The organism is Bacillus sp. IS1 (assembly GCF_032461585.1).
Lineage (GTDB): Bacteria > Bacillota > Bacilli > Bacillales > Bacillaceae > Bacillus > Bacillus velezensis.
Genome location: NZ_JAWCWR010000006.1, coordinates 205,364 through 218,626, shown reverse-complemented (window position 1 = coordinate 218,626; position 13,263 = coordinate 205,364). Strand labels below are relative to the sequence as shown.

The 13,263-nt window shown below is 46.8% G+C and carries 13 protein-coding genes, 2 tRNA genes, 1 rRNA gene and 1 riboswitch; of the genes, 7 read left to right on the top strand and 9 right to left on the bottom strand.

Annotated features, from left to right (window positions below):
• From RUW00_RS19235 to RUW00_RS19215, 5 genes are all read right to left on the bottom strand, one after another.
• Positions 1–125: ribosomal RNA gene (locus tag RUW00_RS19235) — 16S ribosomal RNA — on the bottom strand; the annotation flags it as partial.
• A gap of 97 nt (positions 126–222) precedes the next feature.
• Positions 223–296, bottom strand: a tRNA-Gly gene (locus RUW00_RS19230).
• Between the two features lie 8 nt (positions 297–304).
• A tRNA-Arg gene (locus tag RUW00_RS19225) sits at positions 305–381 on the bottom strand.
• Positions 382–682: 301 nt separating this feature from the next.
• Positions 683–2,101: a sugar porter family MFS transporter gene (locus tag RUW00_RS19220; RefSeq protein WP_280144896.1), complete on the bottom strand. Its 1,419-nt coding sequence runs from the start codon at positions 2,099–2,101 to the stop codon at positions 683–685.
• Between the two features lie 428 nt (positions 2,102–2,529).
• Positions 2,530–3,531 (bottom strand): NADPH:quinone oxidoreductase family protein, encoded by a 1,002-nt coding sequence (locus RUW00_RS19215; protein WP_014417061.1) that lies wholly within the window; start codon positions 3,529–3,531, stop codon positions 2,530–2,532.
• A 127-nt stretch (positions 3,532–3,658) separates the two neighbouring features.
• On the opposite strand from RUW00_RS19215, the gene RUW00_RS19210 reads away from it, so the two are divergent.
• The 6 genes from RUW00_RS19210 to RUW00_RS19185 all read left to right on the top strand — a co-directional run bounded on the left by RUW00_RS19210 (position 3,659) and on the right by RUW00_RS19185 (position 8,303).
• Positions 3,659–4,123 carry an SRPBCC family protein gene (locus tag RUW00_RS19210; RefSeq protein ID WP_014417060.1) on the top strand — a complete coding sequence of 155 codons (465 nt, stop codon included), beginning with the start codon at positions 3,659–3,661 and terminating at the stop codon, positions 4,121–4,123.
• Positions 4,124–4,234: 111 nt separating this feature from the next.
• A complete protein-coding gene (locus RUW00_RS19205; protein WP_022552682.1) occupies positions 4,235–5,089 on the top strand; it encodes a manganese catalase family protein in 855 nt (284 codons plus the stop codon).
• 237 nt (positions 5,090–5,326) lie between these two features.
• A complete protein-coding gene (locus tag RUW00_RS19200) occupies positions 5,327–6,889 on the top strand; it encodes an APC family permease (protein ID WP_017419163.1) in 1,563 nt (520 codons plus the stop codon).
• A 116-nt stretch (positions 6,890–7,005) separates the two neighbouring features.
• A complete protein-coding gene (locus RUW00_RS19195) occupies positions 7,006–7,587 on the top strand; it encodes a TetR/AcrR family transcriptional regulator (protein ID WP_007409294.1) in 582 nt (193 codons plus the stop codon).
• 72 nt (positions 7,588–7,659) lie between these two features.
• A complete protein-coding gene (locus RUW00_RS19190) occupies positions 7,660–7,989 on the top strand; it encodes a DMT family transporter (RefSeq protein ID WP_003156023.1) in 330 nt (109 codons plus the stop codon).
• A complete protein-coding gene (locus RUW00_RS19185; protein WP_003156024.1) occupies positions 7,989–8,303 on the top strand; it encodes a DMT family transporter in 315 nt (104 codons plus the stop codon). The genes RUW00_RS19190 and RUW00_RS19185 overlap by 1 nt, the downstream gene beginning before the upstream one ends.
• Before the next feature lie 59 nt (positions 8,304–8,362).
• On the opposite strand, the gene RUW00_RS19180 is transcribed toward RUW00_RS19185, so the two are convergent.
• The 3 genes from RUW00_RS19180 to RUW00_RS19170 form a co-directional block, all read right to left on the bottom strand.
• Positions 8,363–9,577 (bottom strand): CynX/NimT family MFS transporter, encoded by a 1,215-nt coding sequence (locus RUW00_RS19180; protein ID WP_012116961.1) that lies wholly within the window; start codon positions 9,575–9,577, stop codon positions 8,363–8,365.
• A complete protein-coding gene (locus RUW00_RS19175; RefSeq protein WP_014417058.1) occupies positions 9,567–10,253 on the bottom strand; it encodes a FadR/GntR family transcriptional regulator in 687 nt (228 codons plus the stop codon). Before RUW00_RS19175 ends, RUW00_RS19180 begins: the two co-directional genes overlap by 11 nt.
• A gap of 120 nt (positions 10,254–10,373) precedes the next feature.
• On the bottom strand, positions 10,374–11,090 hold the full coding sequence (locus RUW00_RS19170) for a GntR family transcriptional regulator (RefSeq protein WP_007409298.1): 717 nt from the start codon (positions 11,088–11,090) through the stop codon (positions 10,374–10,376).
• A 178-nt stretch (positions 11,091–11,268) separates the two neighbouring features.
• A riboswitch (purine riboswitch) is annotated at positions 11,269–11,368 on the top strand.
• 54 nt (positions 11,369–11,422) lie between these two features.
• Here RUW00_RS19170 and RUW00_RS19165 point away from each other — a divergent pair.
• Entirely contained in the window at positions 11,423–12,583 is a 1,161-nt protein-coding gene (locus RUW00_RS19165; protein ID WP_007409299.1) for an MFS transporter, read from the top strand.
• 51 nt (positions 12,584–12,634) lie between these two features.
• On the opposite strand, the gene RUW00_RS19160 is transcribed toward RUW00_RS19165, so the two are convergent.
• On the bottom strand, positions 12,635–13,201 hold the full coding sequence (locus RUW00_RS19160) for a YdhK family protein (protein ID WP_014417056.1): 567 nt from the start codon (positions 13,199–13,201) through the stop codon (positions 12,635–12,637).
• Positions 13,202–13,263 lie beyond the last annotated feature (62 nt).

The window sequence follows — 13,263 nt, the reverse complement described above, 5'->3', positions numbered from 1 at the left end:
ACCCACGTGTTACTCACCCGTCCGCCGCTAACATCAGGGAGCAAGCTCCCATCTGTCCGCTCGACTTGCATGTATTAGGCACGCCGCCAGCGTTCGTCCTGAGCCAGGATCAAACTCTCCGATAAAGCGTTTGACTGACTACGCACATCACTGTGCGATTTATTTAAAACTATGAATTAACAGGTACGTTTTGTCTTGTTTAGTTTTCAAAGATCATTATAATGGAGCGGGTGATGAGAATCGAACTCACGACATCAGCTTGGAAGGCTGAGGTTTTACCACTAAACTACACCCGCGTTTGTATTGGCGCGCCCGAGAGGAGTCGAACCCCTAACCTTTTGATCCGTAGTCAAACGCTCTATCCAATTGAGCTACGGGCGCTTATCAGGCGACTTAACTATCATACTACCAATCAGTTATGATGTCAAGTGTTTTTTTATTTCTTTCGAAGTCTTTTTCTCGACTTCATTTATTATACACGATTTTGAGAATTTGTAAAGTCTTTTTTCAAAAGATCATTTTCTCATTTGTCGTTATCGCTTTGTTCATCAGCGACGTTTAATAATATACCATGCACTTTAAATGAGGTCAACACTTTTACGAAACTTTTTTCTCACTTATTATTCCCTTCTATATAATAAATAAAAAAGCAGGATTCCTAGGAACCCCGCGTCTATTCAGATTACCCGCTCACCTCAGCTTCTGCGCTATTACGATCTGTTTTTTCATAAGCACGGAAGTTTTGTTCAAGCTGTTCGAGCGACAGACCTTTCGTTTCCGGAAGGAACCTTTTCACAAATATAACGGACGCTATCCCTAACAGGACAAAAATGAAGAAGGTTGCAGACAATCCGATGTTTGCGAGCAGGACCGGAAAAGTTAAACCAACAAGGAAGTTCACGATCCAGAGGCAGAAGACAGTGACCCCCATACCAAGCCCCCGCAATCGAAGCGGGAATATCTCCGACAGCATCAGCCAGGTCACCGGAGAGACAGCCCCCTGCTGAAACGCAAGGAAAGTGACTGTTAATGAAAGAACCACATAAGGAAGAGCAGGCGATCCTTTCAGCACGACAGACAGAACTCCGATCAAAAGCAGCACCGCAGTCGTTCCGATCAGCCCCGTCATCAGCATCGGGCGGCGGCCGACTTTGCCGAGAAGCCATATTCCCACAAAAGTCGCGAGCACCGAAATCACACCGTTGGCAATATTGCCGATTAATGCGGCTTTTGTCTCGAAACCGGCATCTTTTAAAATTTGAGTTCCATAATACATAATTGAATTCACGCCGGTGAGCTGCTGCACTACCGCAATTCCGATCCCGATAAACACAATGCGGCGCACCCACGGAACGGCAAGATCCTTAAAGGAGGCCTGCTCCATCTCAGCTTCCTTATGAAAGGCAGATTCAATCTCAGCGAGCTCAGACTTCGCTTTCTCTTCATTCCTTATTCGCCGGAGAACGTGCAGAGCATCTTCTTTTCTTCCTTTAGAAACCAGCCAGCGCGGACTTTCAGGAACTTTCAGCATACCGAAAAACAAGAATACCGCCGGAAGGGCCGCGATAACGAGCATATAACGCCAGGCGTGAGAGGTATCACCAAGCACATTGCCGATGATAGCATTACACGTGAAGGCAAGCAGCTGGCCCGTTACAATCATCAATTCATTTTGAGTAACCATTCTCCCTCGGCTTTTCGCCGGCGACATTTCAGCCAAATACGCCGGAACGGTTACGGATGCTCCCCCAACGGCAAGCCCCAGCAGAAAACGGGAGATGATCATAACCGATACGTTAGGCGCCAGTGTACATCCAAGCGTCGCTGCAAAGAACAAAACGGCAAGGATAAGGATATTTTTACGTCTGCCGTTATAGTCCGACAATCTCCCTCCGAAAACTGCTCCGATCGCAGCCCCCAAGAGCAGGGAGCTCGCCACCATCCCTTCAGTCAAAGCCGTAAGATTAAGCTGGTCAGCTTCCGCCATAAACGGCAGCGCCCCATTAATTACACCTGTATCGTAGCCGAAAAGTAGACCCCCGAACGTCGATACTAAAATGATGGTTCTTAAAAATGAATGCTGGCTGCTATTTTTATTCATCTTCAAATCCTCCTAGTTTTTACACAGAGATAATATCGGAATATTCAGTTATCAATATTTACACCTATAACGTCTGCATACAAGTTCTGACCGTCCAAAACAGTTATATAAGAAGAAAATGATCTGAAAGCGTTATCATTTATAGTGATTATTCGCTCTCCCCTCTCGTCAAATTGTTATTTTATAGTTACTTTGTAGTGAAGTTATAATGATATTATTGGTACTTATGTTATCATCATAATTTTAAAAGCGCTTTCAGTCAATAAATATTTCAGAAAATTTTATATCTTACCTTTATATTACCTATATGTAATCAATTTATATTTTTAATCAACTCATTTTCACTATATACTCAATAGTTAATCTCTTTTCAATAAATAATTGATTATATATTGAAAACCCCCAATCAGCAGTTGGGGGTTTTTGTTTTATTCTTCGTTTATCGTAACGATCGTTCTCCCTCTCGCTTCTCCTTTTAAAAGGGCAGGAAGCGTATCCGGCAGCTCTTCAAGTGTAATTTCCTTTTGAATAAAGGCCTCCAGATCTGCAGGCTTGAACTCATCAGCTAAACGCTGCCATGTTTTCTTTCTTGTCTCCATCGGACAGAATACGGAATCGATTCCCAAGAGACTGACGCCGCGCAATATAAACGGGAAGACTGTAGCAGGGAGTTTCGTTCCCGCTGTCAGTCCGCTCACAGCAACTGATCCGCCGTACTGAATCTGGCTGAGAACTGAAGCAAGCGGCTCACCTCCGACCGGATCGACGGCCGCTGCCCATTTTTGTTTTTGCATCGGTTTTAACGTGCCGTTATACACTTCATCACGGTGAATGACCGTCTTCGCTCCGAGGCTCTTCAAATAGCCGCTTTCTTCCTCTTTTCCCGTACTGGCCTCGACCTCGTAACCTAAGGTTGAAAGAATGGAGACGGCAAAGCTTCCGACGCCGCCTGTCGCTCCCGTCACCAGCACCTTCCCTTTTTCAGGAGCGGCATGGTTTTCTTCAAGACGCTGGACGGACAATGCGGCAGTGAAGCCGGCGGTTCCGATCGTCATGGCTTCTTTAAGTGTCAGACCTTCAGGCAGCGGCACGATCCAATCTGCCGGAATGCGGGCCATCCCGCTATAACCGCCAAAGCGGGAAACACCTATGCCGTAGCTTGTCGCAATGACTTTGTCCCCCTCTTTGAAACGGGCGTCATCTGAGGAAACGACGATTCCCGCTAAATCAATTCCCGGCACGAAAGGATACGACGTTACAATCTTGCCGTCAGGAATGGCAGCCAAGCTGTCTTTATAATTCACCCCTGAGTAGCAAACCTTAATCAGCACTTCACCCTCGGGAAGGTCCTGAACCGCCAGCTCCCGTACGCTGACTGAAAACCGGTCTTCACGTTGATCGACTACTAACGCTTTAAATTGATCTGTCATCACTACGTCTCCTTAAAATGAATTGAATGGCTTTGGAAAAGCATAGAATAAGTTTGATTTGATTTCAAATGTCCTGCCCCGTGTAGTATGATCAAAAGTAAAAACAGCGAAAGAGTGGTTACGCATCATGTCTGATAAACAAAACAAAGATAACAACAACAACAGCGGCAATCAGCCATTACCGGACATTATTCATACCGCCGTTTTCAAGGCGCCGATACAAGTTGTCTGGGATACGGTCTCCACTGCGGACGGCCTGTCTCTCTGGTTTATGCCGAATGATTTCACACCTCAAGAAGACAGTGAGTTTCAGCTGGAATCTCCGTTCGGTCCGTCTCCTTGCAAGCTGCTGGATATTGAAGCGCCGTACCGCCTTTCTTTTTCGTGGGATACGGAAGGCTGGATCGTTTCTTTTGTCTTAAAGGAAACGGAAAGCGGAGATACGGAATTCACTCTCATTCACGGCGGATGGAAAGAGCCGGAAGCCGTCATCAATAAAGTCAATCGGAAAAGCTCCGAGATTCACAGTACGATGGATCAAGGATGGAACGGGCTTGTCAACACGAAACTTCGCGGGGCGGTTGAGGCTTAACACAAAAGGACGGACACGCTTTCCGTCCTTTTTTTGATGCCGATACATAAAAACTGACTTTGCAAAGACACTAACAGAAGAACCAAAAACTTCTTTCAGGGGGCGCTGTTTATGTATTATTACAAAGAAGAGCTGATCAATATCATTAAACCGGACAAGCCGGACCCGGCCGCGGCCAAGGTGCTTCAGGAAATTTTAGGCGGGCACTACGGAGAAATGCGGACGATGATGCAATACTTTTTCCAAAGCTCTAATTTCAGAGGAAAAGAAAAACAGTTCCGCGATCTGCTTCGCGGTGTATTTTTAGAAGAGATCGCACACGTTGAACTCGTCCAAAGTACGATCAATGCGCTGCTAGATGAAAGCGGCGGTGAGGGCGCCGGAAATCAGGCAGCAGATCAGGCGCCGCTTGATGAAGCGGTGAAACACGCCAATCCGCACCATTTTATCATCGGGGCGCAAAGTTCTCTTCCTGTAGACGCCGGCGGCAATCCATGGAACGGGTCTTGGGTATACAACCACGGGAATCTGATTTCCGATTTATTGGACAATGTCGTGCTGGAATCAACCGGCGTGCTGCAAAAGACACGCATTTATGAAATGAGTTCAAATCAGACGTTCAGAGAAACACTCGGATTTCTGATCGTCCGTGACAACGCCCATCAAAATGCATTTACAAAAGCGTTGGAAACACTGGGTGTCGAATGGGGCAAATTATTTCCCGTGCCGAATTATGATATTGAAAAATACCCGGAATGCCGAAAATTCGTTGAGATGGGTTATCATAATACCCAATTTAATTTCAGACTGGATCCGACACGGATCGGAGAAATTCTGCAGGGAACGACGCCGAGCCGAAACGGCGGCGAATTAAGTGTGTCCGAGCCTCCTAAAGGTTTCCCCGTGCCGGAACTTCCCGAGCTTCCGAATGAGCACAGCCCCGGACTGAAAGATATGAACTTGTAACAAAAAACGCCTGTTTCGGGCGTTTTTTGTTTTTCTGAATATGAGGTTTGAATGTGTTTAAAACGGGGAATATAAGCCGGGAGATCTTGCCATACGGCCGTTATTATAATGTGAGCACATTGCTGTACATACTTCGTTTCGAAAGTTGTCCTAATTTTCCAGCCGGCCGGCTGGGTATGTTTGAATGATAATGGGAATTATGTAAAGAGAACAATGTCTTTTCTAAGGAGGCAGCGAATGTCTAAGCAAGGAAACTTCCAGAAAACTATGTCACTTTTTGATCTTATTTTAATCGGCATGGGAGCCATATTCGGTTCGGCATGGCTGTTTGCCGTCAGTAACGTCGCCTCTAAAGCGGGCCCATCAGGCATTTTTTCCTGGCTGATCGGCGGGGGAATCATCTTATTGATCGGCTTGGTTTATGCGGAACTGGGCGCCGCGCTGCCGCGGACCGGGGGAATTATCCGGTACCCCGTATATTCACACGGACACCTGGTCGGATATTTAATTTCCTTTGTCACCATTGTGGCATACACGAGTCTTATTTCTATAGAAGTCACGGCAGTCCGCCAATACGTGGCGTATTGGTTTCCCGGTTTGACCGTAAAAGGCTCCGATTCTCCGACAATTGCCGGGTGGATATTGCAATTTGCGCTGCTCTGCCTGTTCTTCCTCCTCAATTACTGGAGTGTCAAAACCTTTGCGAAAGCAAACTTCATTATTTCGATTTTTAAATATGTCGTACCGATTACGGTAATTGTGGTACTGATTTTTCATTTTCACCCGGGCAATATGACCGTTCACGGATTCGCGCCTTTTGGCTTCACCGGAATTCAGGCCGCGATTTCCACAGGCGGCGTCATGTTTGCATACCTTGGGCTGCATCCGATTGTGGCTGTCGCGAGTGAAGTGCAGAATCCGAAGCGGAACATTCCGATCGCATTGATTGTCTGTATTATCGTGTCTACTATTATTTACACCGTGCTGCAGCTCACTTTTATCGGGGCGATCCCGGCGGATACCCTGAAGCACGGATGGCCGGCTATCGGGACTGAATTCTCCCTTCCGTTCAAAGATATCGCCGTTTTGCTCGGTTTGGGGTGGCTGGCGACATTGGTCATTTTAGATGCGATTTTATCACCGGGCGGTAACGGAAATATCTTTATGAATACGACTTCACGTCTCGTCTATGCCTGGGCCAGAAACGGAACATTATTCAGCATTTTTTCTAAAGTCAATAAAGAAACCGGGACACCGCGTGCCTCCCTTTGGCTTTCGTTCGGTCTGGCTGTTTTTTGGACGCTTCCGTTCCCTTCTTGGAACGCTCTTGTCAACGTTTGCTCCGTCGCATTGATTCTGTCTTATGCGATTGCGCCGATTTCTTCTGCAGCGCTGAGAGTCAACGCGAAGAATATTAACAGACCGTTTTATTTAAAAGGGATGAGCATCATCGGACCGCTGTCGTTTATTTTTACCTCTTATATTGTATATTGGTCCGGATGGCGCACCGTATCCTGGCTTCTCGGTTCTCAAATTGTCATGTTTCTGATCTATCTCTGTTTCAGTAAATATGCTCCCAAAGATGATGTCAGCATACGGCAGCAGCTGAAATCAGCATGGTGGATCGTCGGCTTTTATGTCATGATGCTGATTTTCTCCTATCTCGGCTCGTTCGGCCACGGATTGGGCATTATCAGCAATCCGCTTGACCTGATTCTGATCGCCATCGGTTCGCTCGGTATTTATTACTGGGCAAAATATACGGGACTGCCGAAGGCTATGATCGACAGTGATAAATGACGAATGCCGGAAAGAAGTTTGGTCTTCTTTCCGGTATTTTTATTTTAAAGGATGACAAAAAAGCGAACATGCGATAAAATGAATGACAGTCATTCATAAAAGGAGGAACCCCTCTATTGGCAAAACAAAGCTCGGGAAAATACGAAAAGATCCTGCAAGCCGCGATTGAAGTCATTTCTGAAAAAGGATTAGACAAAGCATCCATTTCAGAAATCGTCAAAAAAGCCGGCACGGCCCAAGGTACGTTTTACTTATATTTTTCTTCTAAAAACGCACTGATATCCGCGATTGCAGAAAACCTGCTCGACACTACGCTGGACAGAATAAAAGGGAAAACGGACGGTTCTGAAGATTTTTGGACGTTGCTGGACATTTTGGTAGATGAGACATTTCACATCACCCGGCTTCATAAAGATATTATCGTTCTCTGTTATTCCGGTCTTGCCATCGATCATTCAATGGAGAAATGGGAAGCCATTTATCAGCCTTATTATTCCTGGCTGGAAGGCGTGATCAATACGGCCATTGAACAGGGTGAGGTCCACAGCGGCATTCATGTCAGATGGACAGCCAGAACGATTATCAACGTTGTCGAGAACGCGGCTGAACGGTTTTATATCGGCTGTGAACAGGATGTCGATCTCGAAGTATATAAAAAAGAAATATTCAGCTTTCTCAAAAGAAGCTTGCAGAAATGATTGGCGAAGACCGATCATTTTTGAACGCCGTAAAAATGACTGACATTCATTCATAACTGAGGTGACTGTATCATGTATTGGCTGCTTGTATTGATAGCCGGACTGTTAGAAGTTGTTTGGGCGTCCGCCCTGAAGCATGCGGATTCGCTCTTTGATTGGATCGGTATTTTCCTTCTGATTGCCGTCAGCTTTCTGATGCTGATCCGCTCTTATAAAAAAATTCCGATGGCTGCCGCATACACCGTTTTTGTCGGAATAGGCACCGTCGGCACATATGTAACGGGCGTCATTTTAGGCGAATCGTTTTCAATCGGGCAAATATTCTTTTTGGCTTTGCTGTTGTCCGGCATTTTAGGAATGAAGGTATTTACGAAAGAAACTGAAACAAGGGGTGAACATTAATGGCATGGCTGCTGTTATTTATTGCCGGAGCGGAGGAAGTTGTAGCGGCCGTTGCCATGAAACATATTGACGGTTTTAAAAAAAAGTGGCCGCTGATTGTCATGGTAACAGGCTTTATGCTTTCATTCTTTTGCCTTTCCGGAGCGATGCAGGTTCTTCCCACAGGTGTCGCGTATGCGGCTTGGACCGGCATGGGAAGCATCGGCGTTTCGGCCGTGGGCATACTTTGGTTTAAAGAAAAATTCAATCTGTCACAATTGGTGTCTCTGGGGCTTATCCTCATCGGTGTCATCGGCTTAAAACTGACAGCGTGACGGCCTGAGACAGCTTTTTAAATAAAAAACAAAGGACCCGAAGCGGGCCCTTTGTTTTTTTATGCTGTTTTGATCTGTTCCGCTTTTCCCGCTCCGACTCCGAAAATGAAAATCAGAACGGAGACTGCGATCAGCATGAATAACGGAACCGTCCAGCCGTGCGTGATGTCATGCAGCAAACCGAATACGAGCGGCCCGAACGCGGCAAGCAGGTATCCGAATGACTGTGCCATGCCGGAAAGCGCCGCGGCTTCATGAACATGCCGGGTCCGCAGGCTGAAGAACATCATCGCCAGACTGAACGCACAGCCTCCCGCAATTCCGATCAAAATGACCCATAGCGGAGTGAGAGCCGGGCTTCCGAAAAGAACGCCGGCAATGCCGATAAGGAAAAATAAAGCCGTCAGTCCGGCGAGTGCGCGCTGATTTTTCATTTTAGCGGCAGCGATCGGCACGATAAAAGTAATCGGCAGGACTGAGAATTGCATTAATGAAAGCATCCATCCCGCCTTACTTGAGCTGAGTCCATTCTGCTGAAGAATTTCCGGCAGCCAAGCGATGACGGTGTAAAAAATAAGGGATTGCAGCCCCATGAACATCGTCACCTTCCAAGCCAGCGGAGACCGCAGCAGACTGCTTTTCTTCTCTCCGTTTGTCCCAGTCGTGCGGACGGGCAGTTCGCGTCCTCGCATTTGCGGAATCCACATGACAAACGCAATGAAAGAAAGGATAGCCCAGCAGCCGAGCGCGCCTTTCCAGCCTAACCCCGCTGAAGAGGCGATCGGCACGCTGATGCCGGATGCAATCGCGCCGCACAGATTCATAGAAACCGAGTAGACGCCGGTCATGATGCCTAAATTTCCGGGAAACTTATGTTTAATGAGACTCGGCAGCAGGACGTTGCATACGGCGATCGACAATCCCAACAGGATCGTTCCGAAAAAGAGAGTGCCGATTCCGGCGATGGAGCGCAGCAGAGTTCCGGCTGTCAGGACAATTAATGATGACAGTAAGACAATCTCGGTCCCGAAGCGCCGGGACAATAAAGGAACAAACGGCGACAGACATGCAAAGGCCAAAAGCGGCACTGTCGTAATGGTGCCGGCAGCCGCATTGGTCATGCCGAGGCTGTCCCGAATTGAGGAAACGAGCGGCCCGACCGATGTCAGAGGCGCTCTGAGGTTGGCCCCTATCAATATGACTCCGATGACCAGCAATATCAGTTTTTTACGCTGACTTGCTTGCAGAATTTGATGTTCGTCTTTAATTTTCATGTTCATCCTCCATGTGTATTGTATCTTTAAATACTCTGATGTATTGGTTGACGGCCTCCATGGCCTGATCCGGTTTCTGTCCGATAATCGCGGCGGCAAGCTGGGTGTGGATCCGGATAGCAGGGGTGATTTCCAACAGGTTATGGACTGACGCACAAAGCGCCTCCGTCATATGCTCGTATAGATCAGAAAGCATGTTGTTATGGGCCGCCTGTACAATGGTTTTGTGCAGCTTAATGTCGGCTTCGGCATACCGTTTTCGATCTTCATTTTGCAAGGCCGCTTCACATTCATCCAAGCATGCCTTCAGTGCTTTCAGGTCTTCGTCATTACGCCTTTCCGCCGCCAATCGTGCAGCTTCTCTTTCGAGTGCGTACCTGACTTCTAATGTTTCAAGCAAATTTGATTTTTTAATATGGCGGTAAAATGCCGCGCCGAGAACACTGGATGAGCTGACATACGTACCGCTTCCCTGCCTTGTCTGAAGCAGGCCGGCATGTACGAGCGCCCGAATGGCCTCACGCAATGTGTTTCGGCTCACATCAAATTGCTTCATTAAATCCAGCTCAGGGGGAATGCGCGTCCCGACCGGCCATTTATCCGATTGAATTAACGATTCAATTTGCGCCACCACTTGTTCTACGAGCGACAGTCTGCTTGTTTTGGATATCTCCATCAAAACACCTCTGAAATTTGTAGGATGATTCTATCATTGGGTAATATAACATAAAAGAAGCGAAGATGTAAATCAGCGGCAACAAAAAAAGAGTGAGTTTTTCTCTCACTCTTCGGCGCTTTATGAACGTTTTATATTGACTGAGGTCACGACAAACTTGTCATGACGGTGGCGGGAAAATGAATATTCAAAGGGAGTGCCGTTGTCCAAAAAGCCTACATGCTCGACTTCAAGTATTGGGTCATCCGGCCGGCAGCCGAGATATTGCTGATCCATATCATCCGACTTGCACGCTCTGATTTTTCTGTGTGAGCCTGCGATTTTGAGCTGGAGTTCCCGCGTAATATGATCGTAGATGGAATGGTTGAGCACCTCGTCATTAATGCCGGGTATAAGGCTCGCCGGCATGTACGTTTTTTCAAGAACGTACGGTTCGCCTTCAACGATTCTGAGCCTCACTACATAATAGACGGGAGTCTTTTCATCGATGGCCAAATGTGCGGCGACATCTTGAGACGGAAACTGCACTTCAAACCGGATGACCTTGCTCTTGATATTCTTTCCTTTTAACAAATTGCTCAGGCCGAGAATTTCGTTGCTGACTACGTGAACGTGCTCATCCTGCATGGCTGATTGAATGATAAACGTGCCGTGCCCTCTTTTTCTGAAAAGCATTCCTTCAGCCGCAAGTGTATCAAGCGCCCGCTTCATCGTCATCCGGCTGCACCCGAACTCCGCAGCGAGCGTCTTTTCATCCGGGATCGGCTGATCTATGTCATATACACTGCTTTTAATCCTCTTTCTCATTTCGTTGGCGATTTTTTCGTACTTATTCATCGGTTTCCTCCGGCTGTATAATGTTTGATCTGTATAGACTCCTTACGGTTATCATAAATTTTTTTCCCTGCTTCATCAATGACGTTACAGCCGCCGATATTGAAATTTGAAAGGATTTCCTCGAATTTTCTATGGAATATCCCTCACTATTATGGTAGAATTTTTTGCAGAAACGGACACAACCGAATATTGCATACATTGTATAACCTCAATGATATGGTTTGAGGGTGTCTACCAGGAACCGTAAAATCCTGATTACAAAAATTGTCCCGTACACTTTTTGTAATCAGGATTTTTTATTTTCTAAAAAATAAAAAAAGGAGTATCTGTACATGAATTTCAAAGTATTTCTGCTTGCAGCATCTACCATCGCAGTCGGATTGGTTGAATTAATTGTGGGCGGTATTCTTCCGCAAATCGCTTCCGACTTAGATATATCCATCGTCAGCGCAGGGCAGCTGATCAGCGTGTTTGCGCTCGGTTACGCGGTATCCGGCCCGCTGCTTTTGGCAGTGACGGCAAAGGCTGAACGAAAGCGGCTTTATTTAATCGCACTGTTTATTTTCTTCCTAAGTAATCTGGTCGCTTATTTCAGTCCCAATTTCGCCGTACTTATGGTGTCACGGGTGCTCGCTTCCATGAGCACAGGGCTGATTGTCGTCCTTTCTTTAACGATTGCTCCTAAAATCGTGGCACCTGAATACAGAGCGCGGGCGATCGGCATCATTTTCATGGGGTTCAGCTCCGCAATCGCTTTAGGCGTGCCTGTCGGTATTATCATCAGCAATGCCTTCGGATGGCGCGTTCTGTTCTTGGGAATCGGCGTATTATCTCTCGTTTCCATGCTGATTATCAGCGTCTTTTTCGAAAAAATACCTGCTGAAAAAATGATTCCGTTTCGTGAGCAGATCAAGACGATCGGGACCGCCAAAATTGCCAGCGCACATCTTGTCACCTTGTTTACATTGGCGGGGCATTACACACTCTATGCCTACTTTGCGCCTTTTTTGGAAAGAACGCTTCATTTGAGTTCCGTTTGGGTCAGTGTATGCTACTTTTTGTTCGGTCTGTCAGCGGTATGCGGCGGCCCGTTCGGAGGCTGGCTGTATGACCGTTTAGGAGCATTTAAAAGCATCATGCTTGTGACCGTTTCTTTCGCTCTGATCCTGTTTATTCTTCCGCTGACAACGGTTTCTTTAATCATTTTCCTGCCTGCGATGGTGATCTGGGGATTGCTCAGCTGGAGCCTTGCGCCGGCGCAGCAAAGCTATTTAATCAAAATTGCGCCTGAGTCTTCCGATATTCAGCAAAGCTTCAACACGTCCGCTTTGCAGATCGGCATCGCGCTCGGGTCAGCCATCGGCGGCGGCGTGATCGGACAAACCGGTTCAGTCACAGCAACAGCCTGGTGCGGAGGTTTGATTGTCATTATCGCTGTCGCGTTAGCTGTATTCTCTTTAACGAGACCTGCTTTGAAAAGAAAATCCGCATAAATGTGAGACCGCAAAAAAGCCAAAGGAGTTCCTTCGGCTTTGGCGGTCTTTTTATTTTGCGGCAGCAAGCTCGTCTTCTGTCACCCATTTATGATTGGTTACTTTTTGGCCGCCGTCAGTCGGTGTATAGTCGACCATATAAACGGTTGTCTTTTTGGCTGAATCAATAACGGCTTCGGCGCCCTTCATGCCTTTCATATGGGATGCCTCGATCACGGCCTTGTCACCCGGTTTTAACGTTTTATTACCGGCGCCCTTCAGCTCTTCCTGAATGACCCATTTATGATCTTCGACGCGCTTTCCTCCCGTTTCCGGAGTGTAAGATACACTGTAAACCGTTGTATCATAAGCACCTTTTACGGTTCCTTGCGCATTTTTCATGCCTTTCATATGAGAAGCTAAAATCATGACGTCACTGCCGACCTTATAAGTCGGATTTTCGGCCTTCTTTAAACCTTTCGGCACCTCGGATGAACCTGAGTGATTCATGTCTTCGTGAGAGTGCGTTTCTTTGTCTTTCGCTTTTTCGCTTCCTCCTGAAGATTGGCTGTTGCATCCGGCAAGCGCCAGAACGGGGATCAGGAGAAACATGCTGAATAAAAATAGTCTCGCTTTCATTTCAAGAACTCCTTTGCCTTTTTGATTTTTCACTTTCCCTTTCGTTTCTTCGGTAAAACAAA

Coding starts and splice junctions, on each gene's coding strand:
- RUW00_RS19220 (WP_280144896.1), bottom strand. CDS start 2,101: ATGAATAAAAATAGCAGCCAGCATTCATTTTTAAGAACCATCATTTTA.
- RUW00_RS19215 (WP_014417061.1), bottom strand. CDS start 3,531: ATGACAGATCAATTTAAAGCGTTAGTAGTCGATCAACGTGAAGACCGG.
- RUW00_RS19210 (WP_014417060.1), top strand. CDS start 3,659: ATGTCTGATAAACAAAACAAAGATAACAACAACAACAGCGGCAATCAG.
- RUW00_RS19205 (WP_022552682.1), top strand. CDS start 4,235: ATGTATTATTACAAAGAAGAGCTGATCAATATCATTAAACCGGACAAG.
- RUW00_RS19200 (WP_017419163.1), top strand. CDS start 5,327: ATGTCTAAGCAAGGAAACTTCCAGAAAACTATGTCACTTTTTGATCTT.
- RUW00_RS19190 (WP_003156023.1), top strand. CDS start 7,660: ATGTATTGGCTGCTTGTATTGATAGCCGGACTGTTAGAAGTTGTTTGG.
- RUW00_RS19185 (WP_003156024.1), top strand. CDS start 7,989: ATGGCATGGCTGCTGTTATTTATTGCCGGAGCGGAGGAAGTTGTAGCG.
- RUW00_RS19180 (WP_012116961.1), bottom strand. CDS start 9,577: ATGAAAATTAAAGACGAACATCAAATTCTGCAAGCAAGTCAGCGTAAA.
- RUW00_RS19175 (WP_014417058.1), bottom strand. CDS start 10,253: ATGGAGATATCCAAAACAAGCAGACTGTCGCTCGTAGAACAAGTGGTG.
- RUW00_RS19170 (WP_007409298.1), bottom strand. CDS start 11,090: ATGAATAAGTACGAAAAAATCGCCAACGAAATGAGAAAGAGGATTAAA.
- RUW00_RS19165 (WP_007409299.1), top strand. CDS start 11,423: ATGAATTTCAAAGTATTTCTGCTTGCAGCATCTACCATCGCAGTCGGA.
- RUW00_RS19160 (WP_014417056.1), bottom strand. CDS start 13,201: ATGAAAGCGAGACTATTTTTATTCAGCATGTTTCTCCTGATCCCCGTT.